Source organism: Brevibacillus sp. NPDC058079, from assembly GCF_042885155.1.
Classification (GTDB): Bacteria; Bacillota; Bacilli; order Brevibacillales; family Brevibacillaceae; genus Brevibacillus.
In genome coordinates, this window is sequence record NZ_JBHVSO010000004.1 from 447,799 (window position 1) to 472,512 (window position 24,714).

The 24,714-nt window shown below is 46.1% G+C and carries 19 protein-coding genes and 3 pseudogenes; 5 read left to right on the forward strand and 17 right to left on the reverse strand.

Going from position 1 to position 24,714, the window contains the following annotated elements:
* The first annotated feature begins 41 nt into the window (after positions 1 to 41).
* Positions 42 to 1,451: a MocR-like pyridoxine biosynthesis transcription factor PdxR gene (pdxR, locus tag ACFVS2_RS15340; RefSeq protein ID WP_390235218.1), complete on the forward strand. Its 1,410-nt coding sequence runs from the start codon at positions 42 to 44 to the stop codon at positions 1,449 to 1,451.
* Positions 1,452 to 1,526: 75 nt separating this feature from the next.
* On the opposite strand, the gene ACFVS2_RS15345 is transcribed toward pdxR (ACFVS2_RS15340), so the two are convergent.
* From ACFVS2_RS15345 to pdxR (ACFVS2_RS15385), 9 genes are all read right to left on the reverse strand, one after another.
* On the reverse strand, positions 1,527 to 1,667 hold the full coding sequence (locus ACFVS2_RS15345) for a hypothetical protein (RefSeq protein WP_173616735.1): 141 nt from the start codon (positions 1,665 to 1,667) through the stop codon (positions 1,527 to 1,529).
* Positions 1,668 to 1,942: 275 nt separating this feature from the next.
* Positions 1,943 to 2,497 carry a glycerol-3-phosphate responsive antiterminator gene (locus ACFVS2_RS15350; protein WP_390235220.1) on the reverse strand — a complete coding sequence of 185 codons (555 nt, stop codon included), beginning with the start codon at positions 2,495 to 2,497 and terminating at the stop codon, positions 1,943 to 1,945.
* 13 nt (positions 2,498 to 2,510) lie between these two features.
* Positions 2,511 to 4,181 (reverse strand): glycerol-3-phosphate dehydrogenase/oxidase, encoded by a 1,671-nt coding sequence (locus ACFVS2_RS15355; RefSeq protein ID WP_390235222.1) that lies wholly within the window; start codon positions 4,179 to 4,181, stop codon positions 2,511 to 2,513.
* Between the two features lie 147 nt (positions 4,182 to 4,328).
* Positions 4,329 to 5,828 carry a glycerol kinase GlpK gene (gene glpK, locus ACFVS2_RS15360; RefSeq protein WP_390235224.1) on the reverse strand — a complete coding sequence of 500 codons (1,500 nt, stop codon included), beginning with the start codon at positions 5,826 to 5,828 and terminating at the stop codon, positions 4,329 to 4,331.
* Between the two features lie 53 nt (positions 5,829 to 5,881).
* Entirely contained in the window at positions 5,882 to 6,712 is an 831-nt protein-coding gene (locus tag ACFVS2_RS15365) for an MIP/aquaporin family protein (protein WP_173616738.1), read from the reverse strand.
* Between the two features lie 216 nt (positions 6,713 to 6,928).
* Positions 6,929 to 7,351, reverse strand: a complete 423-nt coding sequence (locus tag ACFVS2_RS15370; RefSeq protein ID WP_390235226.1) for a YvaD family protein — start codon at positions 7,349 to 7,351, stop codon at positions 6,929 to 6,931.
* Entirely contained in the window at positions 7,348 to 7,710 is a 363-nt protein-coding gene (locus tag ACFVS2_RS15375; protein WP_048034755.1) for a DMT family transporter, read from the reverse strand. Before ACFVS2_RS15375 ends, ACFVS2_RS15370 begins: the two co-directional genes overlap by 4 nt.
* A gap of 14 nt (positions 7,711 to 7,724) precedes the next feature.
* Entirely contained in the window at positions 7,725 to 8,294 is a 570-nt protein-coding gene (locus ACFVS2_RS15380; protein WP_390235229.1) for a TetR/AcrR family transcriptional regulator, read from the reverse strand.
* Between the two features lie 91 nt (positions 8,295 to 8,385).
* Positions 8,386 to 9,807, reverse strand: coding sequence for a MocR-like pyridoxine biosynthesis transcription factor PdxR (gene pdxR / locus ACFVS2_RS15385; RefSeq protein ID WP_390235231.1), 1,422 nt, complete (start codon positions 9,805 to 9,807; stop codon positions 8,386 to 8,388).
* Between the two features lie 116 nt (positions 9,808 to 9,923).
* Here pdxR (ACFVS2_RS15385) and ACFVS2_RS15390 point away from each other — a divergent pair, with 116 nt between their 5' ends.
* On the forward strand, positions 9,924 to 10,499 hold the full coding sequence (locus ACFVS2_RS15390; protein WP_390235233.1) for a GNAT family N-acetyltransferase: 576 nt from the start codon (positions 9,924 to 9,926) through the stop codon (positions 10,497 to 10,499).
* Positions 10,500 to 10,643: 144 nt separating this feature from the next.
* Positions 10,644 to 11,921 (forward strand): erythromycin esterase family protein, encoded by a 1,278-nt coding sequence (locus ACFVS2_RS15395; RefSeq protein ID WP_390235236.1) that lies wholly within the window; start codon positions 10,644 to 10,646, stop codon positions 11,919 to 11,921.
* Positions 11,922 to 11,997: 76 nt separating this feature from the next.
* Here ACFVS2_RS15395 and ACFVS2_RS15400 read toward each other — a convergent pair.
* The 5 genes and pseudogenes from ACFVS2_RS15400 to ACFVS2_RS15420 form a co-directional block, all read right to left on the reverse strand.
* Positions 11,998 to 12,169, reverse strand: a pseudogene (locus ACFVS2_RS15400) (MBL fold metallo-hydrolase); the annotation flags it as partial.
* A 178-nt stretch (positions 12,170 to 12,347) separates the two neighbouring features.
* Positions 12,348 to 17,465 (reverse strand): ATP-binding protein, encoded by a 5,118-nt coding sequence (locus ACFVS2_RS15405; RefSeq protein WP_390235238.1) that lies wholly within the window; start codon positions 17,463 to 17,465, stop codon positions 12,348 to 12,350.
* 314 nt (positions 17,466 to 17,779) lie between these two features.
* Positions 17,780 to 18,035, reverse strand: a pseudogene (locus ACFVS2_RS15410) (type II toxin-antitoxin system RelE family toxin).
* Positions 18,004 to 18,261, reverse strand: coding sequence for a hypothetical protein (locus ACFVS2_RS15415; protein ID WP_390235495.1), 258 nt, complete (start codon positions 18,259 to 18,261; stop codon positions 18,004 to 18,006). The pseudogene ACFVS2_RS15410 and the gene ACFVS2_RS15415 overlap by 32 nt, the downstream one beginning before the upstream one ends.
* Positions 18,262 to 18,408: 147 nt before the next feature.
* Positions 18,409 to 18,912, reverse strand: a pseudogene (locus tag ACFVS2_RS15420) (MBL fold metallo-hydrolase); the annotation flags it as partial.
* Between the two features lie 242 nt (positions 18,913 to 19,154).
* Here ACFVS2_RS15420 and ACFVS2_RS15425 point away from each other — a divergent pair.
* Positions 19,155 to 20,141 carry an SRPBCC domain-containing protein gene (locus ACFVS2_RS15425; RefSeq protein ID WP_390235241.1) on the forward strand — a complete coding sequence of 329 codons (987 nt, stop codon included), beginning with the start codon at positions 19,155 to 19,157 and terminating at the stop codon, positions 20,139 to 20,141.
* 49 nt (positions 20,142 to 20,190) lie between these two features.
* Here ACFVS2_RS15425 and ACFVS2_RS15430 read toward each other — a convergent pair whose 3' ends face one another.
* From ACFVS2_RS15430 to ACFVS2_RS15440, 3 genes are read right to left on the reverse strand one after another with little or no spacing between them, the layout of a single operon-like run.
* On the reverse strand, positions 20,191 to 20,655 hold the full coding sequence (locus ACFVS2_RS15430) for a hypothetical protein (protein ID WP_390235244.1): 465 nt from the start codon (positions 20,653 to 20,655) through the stop codon (positions 20,191 to 20,193).
* Between the two features lie 45 nt (positions 20,656 to 20,700).
* Entirely contained in the window at positions 20,701 to 22,071 is a 1,371-nt protein-coding gene (locus tag ACFVS2_RS15435; RefSeq protein WP_390235247.1) for a ribonuclease H-like domain-containing protein, read from the reverse strand.
* Positions 22,061 to 24,343 (reverse strand): DEAD/DEAH box helicase, encoded by a 2,283-nt coding sequence (locus ACFVS2_RS15440; RefSeq protein ID WP_173616748.1) that lies wholly within the window; start codon positions 24,341 to 24,343, stop codon positions 22,061 to 22,063. Before ACFVS2_RS15440 ends, ACFVS2_RS15435 begins: the two co-directional genes overlap by 11 nt.
* Positions 24,344 to 24,528: 185 nt before the next feature.
* On the opposite strand from ACFVS2_RS15440, the gene ACFVS2_RS15445 reads away from it, so the two are divergent.
* On the forward strand, positions 24,529 to 24,657 hold the full coding sequence (locus ACFVS2_RS15445) for a hypothetical protein (protein WP_390235249.1): 129 nt from the start codon (positions 24,529 to 24,531) through the stop codon (positions 24,655 to 24,657).
* Positions 24,658 to 24,714 lie beyond the last annotated feature (57 nt).

Sequence of the window (24,714 nt, forward strand, 5' to 3'; positions counted from 1 at the left end):
CTATTTCGAGAGGACCAGTTACGTAAGGAGGCTCACACGCCTTGCTCTGGATGACCATTGACCGAGAGAAACCCATTCCGTTAATCAGACAAATCTATTCTGAATTACGCACAAAGATTTTGAGTGGAGAACTGACAGCCGGCTTCAAGCTTCCTTCTACCCGCAAAGTAGCCAGTGAACTGCACCTCTCTCGCAATGTGGTGTTAGAGGCGTACGAGCAGCTATTAGCCGAGGGCTACATCGAGAGCAGACGTGGCTCTGGGTATTTTATTGCTTCGGGCATTTATTTGGAACAGCACGCCCGGGTGACAGAGACTGGGTTGTCAAAAGTGGATCAGCATTTCAACGAATCCGAGAGCAAGCTGATCGATTTTCGCTCCGGTGTTCCTGCTCTGGAGCACTTTCCTCGCAACCTCTGGGGCAAAACCGTCCAGCGCGTTTGTCAGGAAGCGCCACTGTCAGTCTTTGGCTATAATCGTCCCGAGGGACGCACGGAGCTGCGCACGATTTTGTGTCGCTATTTGTATCGAACGCGCGGCGTGCAATGCGACCCCGAGCAAATCATTATGACATCCGGGGCAACTCAGGCGCTCACCCTGATTGCCAACGTGCTTCTGCGTCCTGATAGTCAAGTAGTCATCGAGGACCCGATCACGCACGATATTCAGAGTATTTTCACCAGGACAGGCGCTCGTTTACTGCCTGTCCCGACAGATGCTCACGGGATGGATATGGAACAGCTACCGTCATTATCTGACCATCGCCCCCGCTTCGTATTTGTCACGCCTTCTCATCAGTTCCCACTCGGCGGCACCATGCCCATCCAGCGAAGACTTCAACTCATTCGTTATGCAAGAGAAGCTGACTGTTACATTGTCGAGGATGATTACGACAGCGAATTTCGCTATGAGACTGCTCCCATCAGTTCCATTCAGGGACTCGCCTCGGAGCGTGTCATCTACATCGGTTCCTTTAGCAAAATTCTTTCTCCCGGTCTGCGCCAGGGATACCTCGTCCTGCCAAAAGCATTGGTAGCTTCCTATCAGCAAGCGAAATGGCTATCCGATTTGCACGCCCCTTCGATTGATCAACTTGCCCTAGGAGTTTTTATCGAGGAGGGGCACCTAGAGAAATACGTGAATCGTGTAAAAAAGCTGTACAAAAAACGCCGACAATGCTTGATTGATGCTCTGCAACTGGCTTTTGGTGATGGTATGCGCATTTGGGGGGAGGCTGCTGGTCTGCACATCGTAGCTGCTTTTCCAACGGTTCGCTTCACACCTGAAGTCCTGGCCGCACTGGAGCAAGCCGGAGTGCGTGTCTACCCGGTCGAGGAACACGCCATTGTCAAAGGCAATCATACGGATAAAATCATTCTTGGATACGGCAATACTACCGAGGAACAGATCGAAGAAGGTGTCAAGAGGATCAGGTGTATTATTGGCGATTAAGTGTCGCCTTCCTCTATTCCCCAAAGAAAGAGCCAAATCTCGCATACGTCTCAAGATTTGGCTCTAGTCTATTACTTATCTGTTAACGAAAGCGTCCGCAGCAGCCAGGAGGGCACCAACGACAGTGATCCGGGCATCTCCTTCTATGGTCAAACTCCCAACTCCGGAAAGGTCTATGCTCGCCTCTTCCTCTACCGTGGTCCCAGTCCCTTCCACGATCCCATCCTGGTGGCCGTTCCCGATCCCTTTGCCAAGGGTAATAAGAAGAATGTCCTTCCCGCGAAGAATACGATGATTGCCATTGAGAGCTTTGATAATTCACGCACTCGCCTTCTTTCCTCTTATTTTTGCTGACTATATGTGTATATGCACGGTGGCGTTCATCCGCATAGACTACTGACATCCCTATAAATAAAAGGGTATCTACCTATCAAAAAAACCGGTATTCCTACGAACAGGAATGACCGGCTTTTGACTACCCTGATATGCCATTATGATTTCGTCCACAGCTCTCTGCGAGAAGTGGTTACAGATGTCGCACCGGCAAGAATAGCACGATCCACATCTTCTTTTGTACGAATAAATCCTCCAGCGATAACCGGAATATTGGTTCGTACAGTGATTTCTTCGATCAGGTGGGGAATGATTCCTGGCAAAACCTCGACGTAATCCGGTTTGGTTCTCGCAAGCTGAGTCAGGCTGCTATCTAATGCCATCGTATCAATGAGAAACAGTCGTTGGATGGAAATGAGCCCTTTTTTCTTGGCGGCAAGAACGGCACTGTTCCGTGTGGTGATGATTCCTTCGGGCTGTGCTTCTTGCGCAAGAAACTCCATGGCATATTCATCAGACTTCAAGCCGTCTATGAGATCAGCATGGATCAGCAGTTTTTTTCCGAACGCTCTGGCCCGTTTTCCCAGTGGCTTTACTTGCGCTACATGAGCATTCAGCAAAATAATGCGCTCGTAGCAGCTTTCCATGAGTTCATCAAATTCTTTTAATGACCGGGCTGCAGGAAGTATTTTTTGATTGATCTGGTTTGCCAATCACGAATCACCCCTATTGAAATGTTTTCGCTAGATGATATTCCTCTTCAAACGCTTTTATTTCATGTTCTTTCCTCTCATCCGACCATTGCAGCTCATGAGCGAGCTCTTCTCCCACCAATCGATACACGGGCTCCAGTGTATCCCTCTCGAAGAATAGTCTGCCACTGCGACGAATCAGAAAATCGCTCAAGGTCATGACCATTTCTTCCATTACAGCGTAGCGCAGTTCTGCTTTCAACAGTGCTTCGATCGGAGACACATTTTGAGCATTTTGTGTCAAAAGCTCCTGGCACATTGTTACGATTTGCTCACTGTTGCTTCCATATTTTCCGACCAGAACGCGGATTTGTTCCTCGGTGATTCCCCATTGGCGAAGTCGCTCTGCCTGTGCTTTCACAAATACAGGAATCTTGGCTGCGGAGTCAAATTTTCCGCCAGCGAGGACGATTTTGTCTGTCCGACAAGCTTCAAATGTTCTGCCCTCTTCTTCGGTCAACTGCTTGGCCACCACATCCACAATGCGCTCGGCCATCTTGCGGAAGCCCGTCAATTTTCCACCTGCAATCGTAATCAGCCCGCTTTTGGAATAAAAAATCTCGTCCTTGCGTGACAACTCGGATGGGGACTTGCCATCTTCATGGATCAGCGGTCTGAGTCCTGCCCAGCTGGAGTTGACATCCTGTTCCGTCAGTTTCACAGAAGGGAACATCTCGTTCGCCGCATTCAATACATACTCCATGTCTTCTCTCGTCACCGTTGGCCGCTCCAGCACACCTTTGTAATTCGTGTCAGTGGTACCGATATACGTACTGTTATTGCGTGGAATGGCAAACAACATGCGCCCATCAGATACATCGAAATAAACAGCCTGCTTCAACGGCAGTCTGTTATATGGCACGACCAGATGGACACCTTTTGTCAGGTGGAGGCGCTTGCCGTACAGGGAGTGGTCCTTTTCTCGAAGCTGATCCACCCAAGGGCCTGCTGCGTTGACGATTTTTTTGGCATGGAGGGAGTACTCCGTGCCCGTAAGCAAATCCTTCGCGCTGATCCCGATGACTTTGCCGTTTTCATAAATAAAGCCAGTGGCTTCCGTATAGTTCACGCAGAGCGCTCCATGCGAGCTTGCTGTTTTCATGACCTCAACCGTAAGCCTAGCATCATCTGTCCGATATTCAAAATAGAGCCCGCCGCCCTTGAGAATATCGCGGCGCAACAGCGGTTCTGCCTCCACGGTTTTCTGTTTGTTCAGCATGATGCGTCGTTCTTTTCTTTCGACTCCAGCCAACACATCGTAAACATACAAACCAATAGAGGTTGCCAGCTTGCCATAGGTACCATTTTTCACGATGGGCAAAATCATTTTTTCCGGGATGACGATATGTGGCGCATTGCGATACAAAATAGCTCGCTCACGGCCTACTTCCCGCACCAGCTGCACATCGCCCTGCTTCAAATAGCGCAATCCTCCATGAACGAGCTTGGTAGAGCGACTGCTGGTGCCCGCAGCGAAGTCCTGTTTTTCCACGAGTCCGACACTCAGACCTCTCGCGGCTGCGTCGAGGGCAATACCTGCTCCCGTCACCCCACCGCCAATTACCAAAAGATCGAGTTGTTTGTTTGCCATTTTATCCAGACAAGCCTGGCGTTGACTTGATGATAATGCATGTTGATCGTTCATCGTTCTTCTCATCCTCTCTAAAAGAAAAAGACAGCCAATATCCAAAAGAAGCAATGCAATGTCATTGCTCTTCTGATACTGGCTGTCTCCGTAGTCTCCACAGCATGATTAACTTATCTTTAACTTTAGACCTCTTTTACGCAAAAATCAATGCCTAATCTTGTAACCCATCGTTGCTGTAACAGCTTGCTTCCAACCTGCGTACAGCTCCTGGCGCACTTCCTCCGCCATATCTGGTGAGAAGGAGCGCTCCACAACTTTGTTATTCACAATATCTTCCTTGCTGCCCCAATACCCGACGGCAAGCCCTGCCAGGTAAGCTGCTCCCAGCGCAGTCGTTTCATTGACACGCGGACGCTCAACCTCTGTATTCAGGATATCGGACTGGAACTGCATTAAAAAGTTATTCGCCACGGCTCCACCGTCTACCGCCAGCTTTTGCAGCCGGATGCCGGAATCAGCCTCCATCGCTTCAAGCACATCCCGCGTCTGATACGCCAGAGACTCCAGCGCAGCGCGAATCAAATGATTTTCCGTTGTTCCACGGGTCAAGCCAAAGATCGCACCTCTTGCTTCCATATCCCAATACGGTGCTCCCAGTCCAACAAAGGCTGGAACCATATAAACACCATCTGTGCTGTCAACAGAGAGTGCGTGTTTTTCCGAATCCGATGATTTTTCGATCAGCTTGAGTCCGTCACGCAACCATTGAATCGCCGCACCAGCCACAAAAATACTGCCTTCCAGGGCGTACTCTACCTTGCCATCCACTCCCCAGGCAATGGTCGTCAACAATCCGTTTTTGGATGCAACTGCCTTTTCTCCGGTATTCATCAGCATGAAGCAACCTGTTCCGTATGTGTTTTTGGCCTGCCCTTCTGCAAAGCACGCCTGCCCAAACAAAGCAGCCTGCTGGTCTCCGGCAATCCCGGCAATCGGAATCTGGAATTCGAAGAGCTTCTCGTCTGTGTAACCGTACAATTCGCTGGAAGGACGGACAGCTGGCAGCATGGCTTTCGGGATTTGCAGCATGTTCAACAGCTCGTCGTCCCACTCCAAGGAATGAATATTAAACATCAACGTGCGCGAAGCATTGGAATAGTCGGTCACATGTACAAGGCCATTGGTCAGCTTCCAAATCAGCCACGTATCGATGGTTCCAAACAAGAGGTCGCCTTTCTCGGCTCTTTCCTGTGCTCCCTCCACATGATCAAGCAGCCATCTTACCTTTGTACCGGAAAAGTAAGCGTCAATCAACAATCCTGTCTTTTCACGAACGGTTTGCTCATAGCCTTGCTCTTTCAACTGGTTGCAAATATCGATGGACTGTCTGCTTTGCCATACAATCGCATTGTGGATCGGCTTACCCGTGTGCTTATCCCATACCACGGTTGTTTCACGCTGATTGGTAATCCCGATCCCTGCAATTTCTTCCGGTTTCACATGATTCTCCAGTAAAACCGCTTTCAAAACCTCCAGCTGTGATTCCCAGATTTCCTCGGCATTGTGCTCCACCCACCCCGGCTTCGGATAGATTTGCGTGAATTCCTTCTGGGCAACACCGATAATGGCACCTGATTTATCGAATAAAATAGCGCGAGAGCTCGTGGTTCCTTGATCGAGGGAAAGCATATATTTATTGTCCATGACAACTGTTCCTCCTTCACTCATATGGAATCGCCTTCATTCTTACCTTTATGTTAGGAACGCGCACTTTCGGATGCGAGTCGCTCCTTGCTGCCGATTGATTTTTTGGTTGTCATTCCGACAACGATGGCAATCACCATGAAAGCCGCTAATGCTATTACACCTGTCAGCGAATGATCTGTAAACGTCCATTTGTAAAAAAACGCTCCACTTACTGCTCCAATGATAGGTCCAACAACAGGAATCCATGCATAGCGCCAGTTGGACTTTCCTTTGCCGTGGATGGGCAAGAGAGCATGAGCGAGACGAGGTCCTAGGTCACGAGCTGGATTGATCGCATAGCCAGTAGTACCACCAAGAGACAAACCGATTGCGACAATCAGGAAGCCGACGATAAACGGATTCAGTCCTTCTGCAAATTTATTCGCTCCAATCGCCAGTAGACCGAGCACCAAGAAAAACGTACCTAAAATTTCACTGAACAGATTCGCGACTGTATTGGGAATCGCGGGACCTGTTGCAAATACGCCCAATTTGGCTCCTGCATCATTCGTCTCACGCCAATGCGGGTAATAAAAGATCCAAACGAACGTCGCTCCCATAAACGCCCCAATCAGTTGAGCCGCTACGTAGCCCGGCACATGCTCCCACGGAAATTGACCGATGCTTGCCAGTGCAATCGTAAGTGCCGGATTCAAATGCGCTCCGCTAATGCTTCCTACTGCATACGCTCCGCACGCAACTGCCAGCCCCCAGCCCAGCGTAATCACAATCCAACCGCCGTTTTGGGAATACGCCTTTTTCAAGTTCTGTCCGGCGCAAACACCTGCCCCCAAAATGATCAAGATCATCGTCCCGATCAATTCCCCTACATAAATAGACATGGCCCATCCTCCCCCTTATTGGAAAAAACGTAAACCTATTCCCGTAAAGCGCTTACAATACGCTAACTCCTTTGTGGTTTGCTTGGAGAGAAAATAAAAAAGCTAATACTCGCAAAACAAGAGCCAATGCCCTCATTTTACAAATATTAGCTGATCTCCCAATCTCCACAGCACTATTAACTTAAGACCTACTATATAGCCACTGCTCAAAATTTGTCAAGAATCCCTTTCCTTCACTTTTGCCAGTTCTCGCATCAAGCCCGGCAAAAAGAATAACGGGTACATCAACAGGTACAGGTTCGGAATCCACCATGACCAATCGTAATCTGCCTTGAACGCCCAAAAAGCGATCGCCTGCAAACCCGAGCAGGATGTCAAAACGAGCGACAGCATGGCGAGCGGCTTCCAGATGTGCCGTCCTCTGCGATAGGCGTACAGACTGGCAAAGCCCGTGATGGAAATAAAAATATCCAATGGAAAAAAGGACAGGTTCCATGCGAGCAAATTGGGGTCGTAGTAATCCTGATACAGGTATTCCACAGGGAGAAGCTCCAAAAATGTAATGAGCCAGTATACGATAAAAGCCACATCGGTGACCCAAAAGAACACTAGCATTGCCCTTACATTTTTCTCACTCATTTCGCCTCAGCTACTCCTGTATCCTTCGAAGATTGCGCGTGAGAGGAGTCTCCCAGATTCAACAGCACACAACCCACGATGATCAGTCCGACAGCAATTACCTTTTTGACAGTGAAGGCATCCTTGAAGATCACCACACCAATGACCGCGATGATCGCTGTGCCAAGACCCGACCAGATGGCATAGGCAGTCCCGACCTCCATTTCCTTGAGCGCCAGGCTCAGCGATGAGAAGCACAAAATATAAAAGATAAACATCATCACACTGGGGACAGGCTTGCTCAGGCCGTCAGACAGCTTCATCGATGTTGTTCCAGCCACCTCTAGCAAAATGGCCATTAATAGATAGACCCAACTCATTATGTTCCTCCTACTTACTTGTTTGAAGACGAAGAATCTACGATGCCGCCTAGTAAAATATCGATGACCGCATCCAACGCATCGCCAATCGTCACATGATGCTGGTTTGCTAACTGCTGATCAATCAGCTGGTTGAGCGTTCCCGTATACATCTGAATCAAGATCGGAAGCTGAATACGACGAAACACGCCCTCCTCTACCCCTTGCTCCAGAATGATCCGAACATGCTCCCACTCCTGTTGATTGAACTCGTCGATCCGCTTCCATTGCTCCGGATAGTAGCGCTTCAGCTCATACCACACGCGCAGGTCCGTTCGTGAGAAGTTGTTCGGGACCAGTGCCAGGAGCTGTCGCATCTTCTCTATCAAATCGAGGTCAGGATCTTGTAAAATCTGATCTTCCGCTTTACGCAAATCCTCGATGTTTTCTTCAATGACTTTGGTGATCAAGGCTTCTTTCGATGGAAAGCTCGCATACAACGTCTTGGTGCTAACGCCTGCGCGTCGAGCTAAATCGGACATGGTAAAACGGACGCCCTTGGTCTCAATCTCATGATAGGCGCATTGTAGGATTCGCTCCTGCATATTCTTGCCCCCCTCTCGAAAACAAGGAAAATATTCTGTTTTTCATATTTTCCAAAACGTACTTTTAGCATAACGGCGTACTCATGCCTTGTCAACAATCGCCAAACCACGCTTGGCTCAGTGCCTTGATACCGGGATCGATTTTTTCCAATGGAATGCCCGCGAAGCCGAGGAAAAACTCTTTTGGCAAGGGATTGGGTGGCACCAGCCATGTAAACGACGCGGACGAGGCTCTCACGCCTGCCTGAATCGCCAGCTTTTTCAACTCCTCTTCGCTTCGCGCGCTGTTTACCCGCAGCAGGACATGAAAACCCGCATCAGCTCCGATGACAGTCGCTCTTTCGCCAAAATGCTTTTGCACAGCCAGTAGCAGTGCATCGTGCTTTTTACGATACAGCTTGCGCATTTTGCGAACATGCTTTTCGAAATATCCTTTTTCCATAAAGGCTTCCATCGTCCTTTGATGCAGTCGGGATGAGGATGGTTCCAGCAATGTCTCGTGCAGCAGGTTGTAGTATGTATCCAGCAGAGATTCGGGCAAGACCATGTACCAAATGCCGATTGCTGGCGCCAACACCTGCGCAATGCTCCCCATATAGATAACATTCGCATGCGGGAGCAAACCCTGCATGGACGGAATCGGCCTGCCATGATAACGAAACTCTCCGTCGTAATCGTCTTCGATGATGTATCCTCCCACATTTTTGGCCCATTCGAGCAATTGCAGCCGCTTGGATATGGGCATGATCATCCCACGCGGATATTGATGAGCCGAAGAAACGGCGACCAACCCAACCCCTGACTCATATAGCTCACTGACACTAATTCCGTCCTCTGTCAGTGAGATCGGTACCACGTCGTATCCGTGCTGGCGAAACGTATTGGCAAATAGCAAATATCCCGGATTTTCTACGCCGATACGTTGGAACTGCGGCTTTACCATCAAACAGATCAGGGACAGCAAACCAAACTGGTCCGCCCCAATCACCACTTGATTTGGTGAACAAGCGACACCCCGGTACCTGTGCAAGTAGCCAGCGATTTGCTTCCTGAGTCCAGCCTCCCCTTGCGGATCCCCATAAAAAAGATTCGCCTGCTGCTCTATATGAAGCGTCTCATTGTACAAACGACGCCAAATCATGGTTGGAAATAACGAAAAATCATTGCGGGAGAGATGAAAGTCATAGTTGTACTCTCGCTCGTCACGCACCATGGGCCGCTGGATGGTTTGTGTGCTCTCACCAGCACTCGGCTTCACTTCAGGATCAGGTAATTTCTCCACATAGTACCCACTGCGCGGTTTGCTTTGGATAAAACCTTCCGCCAACAGCTGCTGGTATGCCATCTCCACGGGTGTTGTGCTTACACCCAGCAAGTCAGCCAGCTTGCGAACGGACGGCAGCTTGCTACTCACCGCCAAGCGTCCGGCGACGATTTCCTTTTTCAAATATGCATAAAGCTGTACATATTGCGGCTCGTTGTCGTTTTCCTGCCAGTTTGGGGTCAAGAGCATCTCGATTTCCCCCTCCATCTGTCCTTTTCATTTTTACAAAACTGCATATTTTCAAGTATACACTTGCTCGTTATCCTAAGAAAAAGAAGTTTTGAACGAACAGGAGGACAACGACTATGTCTATGACACAGGAGAATACACGTGCAGCGGTTCGCTTTTTGGAAGGAGAACGCGTCTTTTTGCGACCGATTGGCACAGAAGATACTGAATTACTCTACCGTTCCTTGTTCAACAAGGAAACGCGTATGCTGACTGGTACCCAAAAGCATTTCACGCGTGAGCAAATCCACCAGTACATCGAAAATAAAGGCCAGGACTCTTCCAGTATCCTCTTATTGATCTGCCTGTGTGAAAATGATCAGGTGATTGGCGACGTCCAGATCGGGGATATTGATCGGAATAATCGCAACGCCTTTATCCGAATTTCTATTGACCAAAATGCCCATCAAGGCAAAGGCTACGGGAGCGAAGCCCTCCTGCTGATGCTCGATTATGGTTTTGGCATCCTCAATCTGCACCGCATCGAACTTAACGTATTCGCCTTTAACGAACGCGCCATCCACACGTATGAAAAGCTCGGCTTCCAACGTGAAGGCGTACAGCGCCAAGCCCTTTATTACAACCATGCCTATCACGACTCTATTCTCATGTCCATGCTGGCAGATGAGTATCGGGCGAAATATGTAAAATAACAAAGAGAAAATGCACCCGGGGATTTTCAAACCCAGGTGCGTTTTTTTAATCTAGGTAAACGACTTCATAAAGGAGTATAATAGAGGAAATGGTAAGAAAAACCACTTATAAACAATAGATCAGCGCAAGAAAGAGAGAGTGACATGAAGAGAAAACTCCTATTCACTATCAGCTTGTTCATCCTCCTGAGTGTATTGACAGGGTTCCATCCTGCATCAGCCAACACCTTGCAGCAGTCATTGCAAGCAAACCTTGTCCCTGTTTCAAAAATGGAGCTTCCTGCAAAAACCATCATCGGGTTTGGAGAAGCTACACATGGCAACAAGCAATTCACTACGCTGAAGTTAGATATTTTTAAGCATTTGGTAGAAAAACAAGGTTATCGCGTATTTGCCATCGAAGGTGATTTTGGCGGGGGACAAAAGGTCAATGAATACATTTTAGGAGGCAGCGGAACTGCGCAGGATGCCGCAAAAGCCATCGGATTTACGATTTACCATACAGAAGAAATGGCCGCCCTTCTCTCTTGGATGCGCGCCTTTAATGAGCAGCGGGATGCCAAAGATCAAATTCATTTCTATGGCTTTGACATGCAACGCTATGATCATAACAAAAACGGGCTATTCTCCTATTTGAAAAAAGTTGATCCGACACTCGCATCCAAGTATGAGAAGCTGCTTACGAATCTGAATGATAAGACGGTGTATGATCAAAAGATCGCCCTCGTACAGGAAGCGCTCTCCCACATAAAAAGCTTAATGGAGCAGATGAAACAAAACCAATCCGTTTACATCGCGAAAAGCTCTGAGAAAGAGTATGAGCTGGCTACTTCCTTCGCAGAATCAATCAAGCAAAACGCTACACTGCGCGGAACAAATGTGAACTATAGCAACACCCGTGATCGCTATATGGCGGACAAAGTAATGTGGATTTTATCCTTTGAAAAGAAACAGTACGGTCGCAACAACCTGTTCATCGCCGGACATAATGGACACATTGAAAAGACCTCCACTTCCGCAGGAATGACAACCTGCATGGGGGCACATCTCGCAAAAGCATTGGGGGACCAATATTACGCAATCGGAAGTGAATTCTACGAAAGCACCTTCCTTGCGAATGACGCCACTACCAATGAGCGCAAAGCGTTTACGGTAAAAAATAGTGGCAATAATCGGCTAGCTGTTCTGTTTGCACAGACTGGCATGGCGGATGGATTCCTTGACTTTGCAAAGGCAAAACATCATGCGGATTTTTACACCTATTTGAACAAAGCTCAGCCCATCAGTGCAATCGGTGATGTTTTTAGTGGATGGTATGGAAAAATGGAGAAGCTGTATACGTTGCAGATGGTTCCAGCAAAAGCTTTTGATGCGATCATCTTCGTGCGAACGGCTACTCCTTCCGTTATGATTAAGAATTAACGGGTGAGGACATGTCTCTGGCATAAAAAAACGCAGCCGATGAATCTGGCTGCCGTTTTTTGTGAGTATGGAGCTATCATCCCTGACTAAGTTCTACGATCTGATCCTTCACCTTTCCGTTACTGAATCCCCCGTGATAACAAACCACGGCTGCAATGTCGAGGTGTACATACTTTTTTAAAGAGAGACTCCAGTGTGGTTGGGGCATGAATGCCTCCGAGAATCCCTTTTACACTGTACATCGAATCAGCTACGTTGACCATAGGGGGATAAATTATATTAGTTTAAGATACTGCTGAAAAAACCGATTAACTTTTGCGCTTTATTAGTTAATTCATTACTTTCACCTACGCTATGATTAACTTGTTGCAGTTTTTCAATAGCAGATTTTATATACTAGTTTTAGGTTTTTCAATTTCTGTTTGTTCAATTGCCGCTAATTCGACGAGACCTAATCAGATGCTCCCGAAGGTAGTATGCTTCTGATGATGCCGTCTCAATAATTGCATCAAGTAAAATCCAACAAGATTGATGCATTTCTTCTGATACTGGTGTAGGGTTATCAATCAGTAAGTATCGCTGAATACACCTTTCCAGATAAAATGGAGTATTCACTCTGCACAATAATTGAGTTCCACCTATATGGCGTTGGTGTTTTGAAAGGATATGCAAACCAGGCTCCAAAAAAACTGTAGGAAAGTGGTATAAAAGGGAAGCCATCGCTCCAAAAACATCCGGATTGATCCCAGCGTTATTTACAAATCCCAGGATTAAATCTTTACCAAGAGCGATATCTTGTTTTTCATAGTCTACTTTTTGCCATGGAACATCGGCATGCAGCATATCGCGAATTAGTTTGGTCTTTTCATCATGTCTAAAATCTCGGTCTTGTTTATGTGCTATCCTTAGAGCGATGTCTTGAACTTTATCAGATAGCTGTTTCCAAAGTCCCCAATATAGCTTCTTATTCCCCATTTTTTCAGTAAAGTATTCCACATAAAGCAATAATGAACTCATAAATTCTGGAGCGATATCGCATCCACTCCGTAATATTTCAATGAACATGGTTGGATTTTTTTCAGATATACTTAAAAAATATCCAGCGAACATTTCTGCGAATTTGCTAGGTAATTCATAGGGAAGTTCAATTTTTTCCGATTCATCATAGCGATATTTTCTCTCTGACTCTTCAGCTTCGAAAATAAGAGTGAGTATGCGAGAAAGAAGTATAACGTGACTATGGTCAGTCGATCCGTTTGGAATCATAAAACAGGAATTTAAAATACACCATGGACTATGTGAGCGGAATGAAATACTCTCCAGATCAGTTGTAACTTCTCCACGTGCTAATTGTTCACGGAAATTTTCTAACCATGCTTCATCCTGATCATCACTGTACTTCTCTTCGATATCATAACCTTCCCATGCGCGATTTCGTCTTGTCGTGAAGTTCTCTGATTCCAATCTTGCATATTTAATGACACCAATAATACACTTTTCAGCAAATACAGGGTCTCTTAACCACAAATGCCTTTTGATTCCATCAGCGGCAGCCACTTTTACAGTCTCGTCCGAATGAGTAAGAGAAATAGCAATCATTTTCTTAACAAAAAATTTCTCTTCGTCCCTCTCAGCAAAATCCATAAAAAACGGCAGTACCGATGCTGCTGCTGCCGAACCGTTATGATCCAAGCTGTCTGTTATCATGTTCTTTGTATCTGCGTATGACAATACTGCCTCGCAGATTAGTTTAAAACACCAAGCTAGATCATCTTCATTCATCTCTTTAGAATGATCTCTTATAAATATGGATGCGGCTTTTATCACAGCACCAGCATGCATTCGTGATAAATCGTTGACTTCACCTTTCACTAATATTTCAAGCAGTTCCTTAACCTCTTTTAGCGCATCACGCCAATTTGCATAATATTCACGTTCAAGCACCTCATTTTTGAGAACCTTATCTGACCATAAATACAGTTGCATAAAACGATTAGTAATTGTCTGTTCTGCTTCAAACTTTTGTTGAACTTCTTCCAAGTGTGGCTCTAATGCTCCGGAGGTGAAGATAATTCTTCCATTTTCTTCATCAGCTACTGGTTCCCAACCACGACTATCGATTCTATGAAACCTAAACTGCCATCCCTCATCACAAGAAACTTTAGAACGTAGCTCATCAATAATCCTAAGAACCTCTTCTCTGAACTCAGTAAATTGAAGGCGTGTAATCAATGTCTCTAGACTTTCTTTTCTCCAAGGTCTCAAAGCTGCGGTACGCCTTTCCTCAGCATAAAATCTTGAAAATGGATCTCTACTTACTCCGAACCAGTTCACCTCATTTCCTCCCCGCTCATTAATAGTTCGTGTTAAATCCAAACTATATAGTTCGGGCACTCGCATTAGTGGAATAGCCGCCTTTGCAAGCTTATTTGGAAATCCTGTGGCCACAGAAATTAAAACTGCCGTTGGCATTACAGAATTGCTGTTTCTCAATATATAGTTATATATCCATTCTAATGTTTCATTACCTTCGGGAATCTCTGCCCAAGCAATTAACCAGTTCTCCAATGCCATTAGGGCTGATTGCAGTAGGTAGGGAACTACAGAATGACCACGATAACCATTCCATAATCGTTGAGAGCAGTATTGTTTAACCGTTGTGCCGTCATTCAATACGATTTCAACTTGTTCTACCTCCGAGCGATAATTTTCGAGTCTAAGATCTGAATACATTTCCGGTGAATCTAAATCAGAATGTGCATATTTTTCTGCGCTAATATTCAGGAGTTGGATGATAAAATCAAGGCCTTTTCTTGGATGAAAACGAAGTAAAGATCTAAATGGCCCCCTAACCCCACTAGCTGGAAAAAAATTCACTTCCGATCCATATTCATGAAGACCAAAGTATTCTGACACGTCTTTGTGAAAATCAGTATATTTATTCATTTGCCCTTCATCAATTACCCATTTATGGAAAGCGAGCTTTATCAAGGTATCAGGAATGTGCTTACACAAAAATGCCGATTCCATGCATGTCAATGACAAAGTACACAATTCCTGCACATAAGACAATCGGCGCCTCTTGTTCTGGTTACCAAAAACATCACTGTCCAATAGCCCATTAAACTCATTTAGTATCACTGGGATAACCCGTATAATTACCCCAAGTAATTTTTTCCTTTCTCCTTCATCGCGGTATGAATCCTTAATCATACTGAGTAAATGTAGCGCCAACAGACCTGCTTCACGAGATGAATCAGGCAACTCTTCTTCGATATGTATCAAAGAAGACCACTCATTAAGTACAGCAATTACATGTGGTAGAATTTCTTCGGCAATGCAGTCTCGATTCTCAAATAGGAAAAGAATAATGGATTCCCATCCCAAGCCATATGGAGTCAGGAATAGCGTGCCTAACTCATTTGATGACTCATTCTTTATGTCAGGCAACTGTTTTATAAGTTCTTGATTTGGTGTTTTACAGGATATGCGAAGCACAAAACAGAAACGCTTCAGTAGTTCACCCTCATTCTCAAAAAGCTTGTCTTTCATTAGCATTAGAAACTCGTAAGGATTATCACCAAGAAGCACCGCTGTTATGGTTTCATCCCTCCAACAGCTTGCAATGATTTTATCATTCAAAATTGAAAGAATAAATTGGGTCACATTTTCCCCGGACCTCATTTTTTGATTTAGCCATAAACGATATGCTCTGTTCATGGCAGGTTCGTGACCAACGGCATCAAGAAAATCCTTTACACTGTTGGAATTATTTTGAAAAGTCTCTTCGATAAAACTCTCAAGTCCCCAATCTTCAAGAACGTCATGCGATAGACTGACTATACCTTTAGATGGGTCTCTACGAATTAAATTGTCCTCTTCTAGCTTTAGTAAAGCATCTGAGTCGTACATTGTTTCAGGTACACCATAAACCATCCTTTTTGCTCTTTTCACAGCGATGTCAATAAAGGCCCTTCTTCGTTTTAATGGCATTCCTTCTGCCCGAACCTGTTCCCTTGTGATTACATCTCTCCAGACCGCTATTTTAAATTCGCGTTCACTATCATCGTTTGAGAATACAGTTCCATTTTCTGCAACTCTATATGCCAAGTCTGCATAAAATGGGTTTTTTAGCAACTGATTTTTCGATAGTGGCTTTAGAAACTCAAAGCTATCACAAAGACGTTGGATATCATCATCTTTAAAATTCTCTATCACAATAGAGGAACATCTGACCCCCGCTGCGCCGAGGTAGTTGAAAGTTATCTGCTGATAAGCATAATCCCGCCCACTGGCAATGATTGTCCAACCTTGATTTTTCTGTATAAATCGAATGAGATCTGTAAATGCAGCAGTGTTCCGTAGTTCAAGCAGCTTCTCAAGCGACTCTAATAACAGATATTTCTTTGGAATCAAAGCGAAACCTACTTCAAGTTCGCCAAGCGAACTTGTAAGGCCGATTCCCGAAAACACATGGTCAAGATGCGCCTTATCCAAGTCTTCTGTGCGAAGACAATACACTGGTGTATTATCTTTCATATGCTCAGCAAACTCCCGTAGTAGGCTTGATTTCCCACAGCCACGTTCACCTGTGAGAAATACAAACTTAGCTTCTTCAGCAACTTCGATGAGATTATCGAAATACTCCGGGCGATTAATGTGTAACCCACCAATATTAGATCTAATCCCCTCAATGATGTAATCCCCATGTTCTTTGAGCTTTTTAATATCTAAATCCCATTGTGTTTTATTATTTGTAACGAATGCTCTGCTAATTTCTTCTGGCAAGGTTTCTAGAGTAATTGTTCCTGCAGTCTGGTTTGCTGTTTGTACTGCGTCTAATATACTCGACCATAGTAAAGAGGCAGACTCAGTAGAACTTTGTGCAATCAATGACTGCAAAAGTGAAATAGTAGATCCCGATTCCGTATCTAAATCATACCCAAGAAGATGAAAGCTTTTGAGAAAACTCCAAAGTTGCTCATCAGAAACATCTATCCCACCATTCGCACTGCTCAAATGTGTTTTTAAAACCTTCAATTTACTCCTTTTAGCTTCATTACTAAAGCCACTCGTCTCTACTTTTTGTATAAATTCTTTTTCATCCTCACAATGACGAGCCCATTCTAAGAGTGTACGGGTGTTGTTGATTTCAGTAGCGCTTATCGGTCCTGTTATTAATGCAAAAGCATCAGTTCCAACATTGAAAATAGAAGGATCATTAAAATCATTCCATGCCGCCTGGACAACTTCTCCAAAAACTTCATTGCCTACTGTAATGCTAATTGAATGCTTTAATTGCGCAAGTAACTTTGCCTCAGTTCTGGTTTGTGGGTCTTGTGTGAAAACAATGAAATCATCAGTATTGAAACCTGCATAACGTCCTTGAAGTTTAAGTTTCACTATTGGCCAAGCCGGTAAGCATGGAGCTATCCGTCCAGTTAGCATTAGGACAGTAAACGCAGCTTGAACACGTGTTTCAAAGTTTCCTCCCCCACCACCAGTAGAAAAAGGATTACTTTGTTCCTTTAATGTTTCGGTCACTTTAGTCTCCTCCCTTTTTAGAGTTAAGAAATAAAATGATTATTACTGTGATTTTCTCATAAAGCCTGTATATTGGAAATAATACATATCATCTTTATTTAGACGGTATTTAGAAAGCTCCCTCGGAAGAAACTATCTTAGAATGAGGAGCAATTCGTGAAGTCAAAAGAGGAAAAAGTAGTTTTATCAGACAAAACATTTTATGGTATAACCATGATGGATGACTAGATTCATTTAATTATTTTATTAGCGAGTATCCTAAATAAAACATGCCATCCCTCCGTCATTTCTGATGACTAGATAGCACTTTTCCATCACTTATAAACATCTCTACGAGAACCAACAGCTTTATAACTTTCTCTCGATGATCCACTCGAAACAACACTCTGAAAGTTCCTACTCTCAAACGAAAAAGTCCTTCATATCTTTTCATCGTCTTAATATCTCCCTCGGGAGGGACTTCCAGAAACCTTTTAATCCAGAAGCAATCCGTTCCTGTACAGCCTTTTCCTGCTTGGCAATAAACTTTACTGGTTCCTTATGGTAGATAAACTTGTAGTCTGAACTCATGCTTGGCATCCTCCCCTGACATATACTCAGGGTCGCTTTCTAGTTGACGTTTCTCTTCATCAGTTAACGGTACTTGGTCTGATTCTTCTTTATCAATATCTTCCCATGATCTTGCTTTTTTCTCCGAACGGTCAATTAAATATTGTAGAAAATCAAATTCTGTCTTTTGATCTGTTTCCTTTAACCGTTCAATCAAATTGCGAAGGTCTTCTTTTCGAACTACCATCGCTCCAAATTAAAACACTACTCTCACAGTCAAATTTCACTACTTGTGAAGTAGTATCTTACATATATCATGCCACTGTTCTCACCCTAATTTGGAAAAAAAGCGCCGGATCCCTATATCCGATGCGCTTACATTCCTTCTTAAATTTATACCCTCTATCGTAAACGTAGCTTCCCCGGCAACGAGAGTCTTGCTTTGCATTAAATAAAGACTGATATGACCAGGAGTATGCCCAGGAGTATGGATGACACGAATCCCGCCGCAAAACGGCAGTTCCTGACCGTCACTCACGGTATGGTCCACTCTGCCTTTCGGGGGATTCTCAAGGTGCCCGTCTTTTAAAAGCGGTATCTCCCCTTGAATATACGGTTTATCCAGTTTGTGCGCATACACGCGAACATGATCCCCGCACTCCTGCAAAATCTCAGGAAGACTGCCGATATGATCCACATCCTGATGCGTCAAAATCACAGCTTTTAGCTTGTTGAACGATACGCCTACCTTTTCCATCGCCACGCGTAAATCATCCATTTGCCCTGGGAATCCGGTGTCTATTAAAACAGCCATGTCTCGATCCCACAAAAGAACGGGGTGAATGATATTCCCATGAAAATCTAGATGAAGCATTTCTACTCCCTTTGAAATTTCCATCAATCAGACCTCCTTAAAATTTAATTTTTACGTAAGGTTATATTATTACGTTAGGCTCTTTTTTGTAAACATCTGTAAACCAAACTTCACTTTTATCGGCACCTTCTTATCGTAATAGTCGCTCGTCTCCCTTTCAGGGAGTATGGATTTAAAAAACTCCTTTTATATACATTGACGCGTATATACACATTGGAACGACCGGCTTGACGCGTTGGAAAAATATATAACGAGGATGAAACGCGATGAGAAGACCAACAAGTGTCTTTAAAGATCGAGAGCGTCGAGAGTTAACCATCGAGCGTATCATTAACTTGTCTCCCGAGCTTGCATGGGAAGGATGGACACAACCGCAACATATCGCTCGATGGTGGGGACCCAGACACTGGACGACAACCATCTACGAGATGGATGTAAGCCCCGGCGGAATCTGGCGTTACAGTCTGCAATCAGACGACGGTACGGGAGAAGAAGCTTTTTGCATAGCCGTCTACCAAGAGGTTTGCGAACCTTCCAGACTGGTTTACATCGATTCGTTCGTCGACAAGGATTGGAACATCGTAGAGAACAGCCAAATGCATACGACCGTTACTTTTGAGGAAGCAGCCGAGGGCACAAAGCTTCGTATTGTTACTCGTTTCGCAAGTGCCCATGAACTGGACAATGCCGAAGCAATGGGAATGATCGAGGGGTACACGGATGCCTTCGATCGACTGGAAGAATATATCGAAACGTTAGCAGGAGGTCATATGAACACGTTTATCTCAAAAGATGGAACAAAGCTTGCTTACCAAAAGCACGGGAACGGACCTGCCATCGTTTTGGTATCGTCTGCGATTTCCGATCACCGTGATGCAGCTGGACTCGCCGAGCAGCTTGCCGCTCATTTTATGACCGAAGCTGTCGGTATCCCCGCCGAATACCTCGATTTTATGAAAGCAGACCCTTCCTGGAAGTCCATGGAAAGTTTGGCTCACACCCTTGCCTATGATGGCATGATCATGGGCGAGACACAATCGGGCAAACCACTCCCAACCGATCGATGGAAAGTGAACGCCCCAACATTCATCATGACAGGGGAAAACAGCGGGCCGTTTTTCGATGACGCAGCCAAAGCACTCGCCGAACTGTTGCCTCTGGCTAAACATCAAACGCTAGCAGGGCAAGATCATTCATCAGTCGTGATGGCTCCAGACATCCTGGCAAAATCAATTATTAGTAGATGTGAATGAACACCATAGACCGTTTGCTCGGAAAACGCAGTAAAAGCCCCCTTTTTCGTCAGGGGGCTTTTTGCAGTTTCAGGGGGATTTGTTCTTGATGCTCTCCCTGATCATCTGTCCATTTTATATCCATCTTCAACTCAGAGAAGTAATATTCGAGCTGTTCTTTCGGCGTATCTTTTGCAGGAAAATCAGTCGAGAGAAGGTTCGGGTACTCCTTAAAAAGCAGAAACGGTTGCTTATCATTGAGCTTTTTTATAGATTCGTGGTCGAAATTACCGCTCGGATTACCGTTAACTAGATGAGCCTCGAAATGGAGCTTCGTGACGTCATTCTCCATTTTCTTCGTCAAGTAAAATGGATAAACAACATGTGTGTGTTCACTCTCAGTCGGCCTGATCTCCATGACCACGCTCCAATTGTCGCTCTCCCCCGTAAATGTATGAACCCAGTCGTCATTCGCAGAGCAACCGCCAACGCTAATGAGTAGCATCGCAAATAGAATGAAGACAATCTGTCTCATCCTACTCCCCCTCTGATCGATAGGTCTTCGATCTACAGTCCCTCATCACTCTTGCTCATCCGCCCAATCCAAAAATCCGGACAACAGGCTCTCTTCTTCCGCTTCATTTCCGCGAAGCTTTGCTTCTAACCGATCCATCCGCTTGTGATAAGCCTCTGCATCTGCCTTGGACCTATTTCGCAACAGACTCCCGCGCTTCTTCCACTGCTCATACGCTTGCCTCGTATAGTGCAAAGCCTTCTCCCAATCCTTCAATTGGTGCTCGTACAGCTTGGCAGCCTCAATATACACCTCTTCTGGGACATATCCGGTGGACTGAATGCACGACTCCCAAACGATTAGGGCTTGGTGCCAATCCTTTTGCTTTTTATACAGATGACCGATAGCGAGCTTGGCCCGGTTACTGCACGCATGCTCACTGTCTGCGACGAGACGATAGCCTGCCATAGCGGCATCCTGATCTCCAAGCGCGTCGTACCATCTGGCAATTTCGTAGCTTTCCTCGAGAGATACCGCTACACTCCCTTGCCCTACCAATAGCCGCGTCATATGAATGTACATCGTGATCAGAGACAAGACGTCCGTCTCGTTATGTCGCAGCACGCCTTCGATAACATCAGGGTCTTGGGCATGCAAAAAGTCGAAATACCGCACCGGTGCCAAATAGCCTGGCAAATCATCCTCGCGAAAAACATCCAGCTTTTCCTGCTCGATAATACCTAATCGGCACGATTCCAGCTCCGCCTTCCACAGTCTCCTCGCCCCATGCAAAAGGTCAAAATGACCAAAGGTAGGCAAAGCAGGCACTTGATCACGCACCAGTGTATGCCTCGTCCGCACCTGCGGCCAGTCAAAGGACTTTCCGTTAAAGGTCACCAGATGCGAGGACTTCTGTGCTTGCTCCAAAAACGATTGATACAAGGTCACCTCTGCATGCGGGCCCGGGAGAAAATGCTGGCGCACCACGACGTGCTCCCCCTCGAAACGACTATACCCCAAAAGAAAAATCGCATTGCCTGCCCCACCTGACAGCCCTGTCGTCTCCGTATCGAAAAACAGCAAGTCTTCTGGCTTCCTGCCCTTAGCGGACAGCGGATGCTCTCGACCAGCCCCTTCCCACATACGGATCGCCTCATGCAGCTCGGAAAAGGCGTAAGCGCCATGCTGCTGATTGATCGGATAGCGAACCTCGCGAATCATGACGTACTCGTCATCCCAGATGTAGGGCGATGCCTGCATTTCCTTCCACTTGTCGGCAAAAGGTATCTGTAGCTCGGCGCTGCTATCCGCAGGTACAGCCTCCCTCGGCTCTTTCTGGAGAATGGGCCTTTCCGCATCGACTACTGGCGCTACCGCTTTGTCCGTTTCCAGCGAGAGATGTCCCTTCATCCGTTGCAGCTTGGATTTAAGAGACATAAGTACTTCCCCCTTGAGCGATTCGGAGCAAGGTCATGGCGAGCCCCTTGCTGCCGTCATCTGTCGCTCCCACACAAGACGGACAGCCTGACTCACACGGGCAAGAGACAATCATCCGCTCTGCCTGGGTCAAAATCGTCTCCATTTCCTTATACACTTGCTCGCTCAAGCCGATGCCTCCCGGATAACGGTCGTACAGAAAAATCGTCGGCTCCTGCGAATGAACCGCCTTTCGTTGCGGTATCACGTGCAGGTCCATCGGGTCGCACATGACAAACAGCGGAGCTACGTGCTGCAACACATGAGCCAAACCGACCAAGCCACGTTCCACATCCTCTGTCCCAATCTCGCCGAGCAACGCTTCGGAAAAACCGATCCACGCTGCATTTGTATGCAGCTCCTCTTCCGGCAAATGAATCGGTCCCGAGCCGATATTTTCATGCGTTTCGAACTTGATTTTCTTAAAGATCGTCGCCATCGCATTCACAGCCACTTCGCCATAAGCCAACGTGCTCTGTGCATGACGACGGGACTGATCCTGCTCCAATACTTTGAGCGAGACGGCCAAGTTGGCGTCCGTGTAATAATCGACTTGGACTTCCCGGACATACGCCTTCTTTTCCTCGTAGTCCAGCTTCTCCACCTGGAATTGCGTCCCTTGATGCAGGTAGATGGCCTCGTCATGCAAGAGCGTCATGGAGCTGAAACGGTCCATTTCCCCGATGACACGCTCATTTCCCCGTTCACTGATGTCGATGATCACGACATTTTCCTGCGAAGCTGATCGCAGACTGATGTTGTGGGCCGGGAATGAATCGTTCATCCAGAACCACTTGCCCCGCGAGTAATGAAGCACCTGCTCCTCGGTCAAGAACTCAAGAATTTCCACGATTTCCGCCCGCCCGAAGGTATCTCCCTCACGAAACGGCAGCTCATATGCCGCACATTTGAGATGATCCACCAAAATAATCAGGTTATCGGGATTGATCCGCGCTGTCTCAGGACTGCGGTCGAAAAAGTACTCTGGATTGGCGATCACATACTGATCCAACGGGGTGGAGCTACCGACCATAACGACGACGGATTCCCCCTGCCGTCTTCCTGCCCGTCCTGCCTGCTGCCATGTGCTTGCGACCGAGCCCGGATAGCCAGTAATGACACACGCCTGAAGCTGCCCGATATCTACTCCGAGCTCCAGCGCATTGGTGCTGACCACGCCCATGATGTCGCCATTACGTAAGCCGCGTTCGATCTCTCTACGTTGGCTCGGCAAATAGCCGCCGCGATACCCTTGGATCGTTTTTGGCCCAAGCTTGCGGCGAATCAACTCCTGCAAATACGTCAGCAAAATCTCTACACGTACACGGCTTCTCGCAAACAAAATCGTCTGTATGCCATTGATCAAAAACTGCTCGGTAATGTCTCGCGCTTCCAATGTGGCACTGCGTCTAATATTGAGCTGCTTGTTGACCACAGGCGGATTGTAGAAAAGGAAATGCTTGATGCCAGACGGAGCACCATTGTTGTTGACCAGCTCTACCTCTTCTTCTGTCAGAGCTTCTGCCAATTGTTTCGGATTGGCGATGGTAGCCGATGTGCAAATAAATTGCGGGTGGCTCCCATAAAAGGCGCAAATGCGCTTCAACCGCCGAATGACATTGGCGACATGACTGCCAAAAACGCCGCGATATGTATGCAGCTCGTCAATCACGATGTATTTGAGATGCTCGAAAAAGGACACCCACTTGGTGTGATGGGGCAAAATGGCGGAGTGCAGCATGTCTGGGTTGGTGATGACGATATTTCCTGCTTTGCGTACCATCTGCCGAATATTTGCAGGCGTATCACCATCATATGTTTCGGATTTGATTGAAAGGCCCATTTCCGTAATCAGTTCGTGCAACTCCGCCTTTTGATCCTGCGCCAAAGCCTTGGTTGGGAACAAGTAAAGAGCCCGCGCTTGCGTGTCCTCCGATAACGTCTGGAGAATCGGCAAATGATAGCACATGCTTTTTCCTGAAGCCGTGGGCGTAACCGCGACGATGTGCTTGCCTTCGCGCACATGGCGAAAAGACGTTTCTTGATGCGTGTATAAGGAGGGAATGCCCCTATTCGTCAGGGCATCTCGAATTCGTCCGTCCAGTTCATCTGGAAATGGAACAGACTTTGCTTCCCGAGCAGGAATAACCCTCCAGTGCGCAATGTTATCGCGAAATCGTTCCTCTGTTTTTATGTGATCCAATATGGCTGCGATATTTTTTTTCACATTCATTTTCGTCACCTTCTTGCTTCCATTTTACGAATGGACGTTCGGCATGTAAACATGGAATAAAGATCCACTTTGATCGGTCTATGTGTAGTCGAGAGATAATTTATATTTTCTGGGAGGTAAATATAGGTAATTTCTATAAATTGTAATCGACATACTTCCTAATGACTATTTGGAGGTGATTACCTTTGATCTTAGAATTAGTAATTCTCCCTTTGATAGTTGCTTTGCTCTTGCCAATCGCATTCGGTGTAAAAAAAATTACAATGCAAAATGATAAAATAATTGAACTCCTAGAAGAATTGAAAAAGCGTTGATCAGTTTAGATAGCCTATAAGTATACAAAAAGCCATGAAAAGGAGATTCGTGGCTTT

Coding starts and splice junctions, on each gene's coding strand:
- ACFVS2_RS15355 (WP_390235222.1), bottom strand. CDS start 4,181: ATGAACGATCAACATGCATTATCATCAAGTCAACGCCAGGCTTGTCTG.
- glpK (WP_390235224.1), bottom strand. CDS start 5,828: ATGGACAATAAATATATGCTTTCCCTCGATCAAGGAACCACGAGCTCT.
- ACFVS2_RS15365 (WP_173616738.1), bottom strand. CDS start 6,712: ATGTCTATTTATGTAGGGGAATTGATCGGGACGATGATCTTGATCATT.
- ACFVS2_RS15370 (WP_390235226.1), bottom strand. CDS start 7,351: ATGAGTGAGAAAAATGTAAGGGCAATGCTAGTGTTCTTTTGGGTCACC.
- ACFVS2_RS15375 (WP_048034755.1), bottom strand. CDS start 7,710: ATGAGTTGGGTCTATCTATTAATGGCCATTTTGCTAGAGGTGGCTGGA.
- ACFVS2_RS15380 (WP_390235229.1), bottom strand. CDS start 8,294: ATGCAGGAGCGAATCCTACAATGCGCCTATCATGAGATTGAGACCAAG.
- pdxR (WP_390235231.1), bottom strand. CDS start 9,807: ATGCTCTTGACCCCAAACTGGCAGGAAAACGACAACGAGCCGCAATAT.
- ACFVS2_RS15390 (WP_390235233.1), top strand. CDS start 9,924: ATGTCTATGACACAGGAGAATACACGTGCAGCGGTTCGCTTTTTGGAA.
- ACFVS2_RS15395 (WP_390235236.1), top strand. CDS start 10,644: ATGAAGAGAAAACTCCTATTCACTATCAGCTTGTTCATCCTCCTGAGT.
- ACFVS2_RS15415 (WP_390235495.1), bottom strand. CDS start 18,261: ATGGTAGTTCGAAAAGAAGACCTTCGCAATTTGATTGAACGGTTAAAG.
- ACFVS2_RS15425 (WP_390235241.1), top strand. CDS start 19,155: ATGAGAAGACCAACAAGTGTCTTTAAAGATCGAGAGCGTCGAGAGTTA.
- ACFVS2_RS15430 (WP_390235244.1), bottom strand. CDS start 20,655: ATGAGACAGATTGTCTTCATTCTATTTGCGATGCTACTCATTAGCGTT.
- ACFVS2_RS15435 (WP_390235247.1), bottom strand. CDS start 22,071: ATGTCTCTTAAATCCAAGCTGCAACGGATGAAGGGACATCTCTCGCTG.
- ACFVS2_RS15440 (WP_173616748.1), bottom strand. CDS start 24,343: ATGAATGTGAAAAAAAATATCGCAGCCATATTGGATCACATAAAAACA.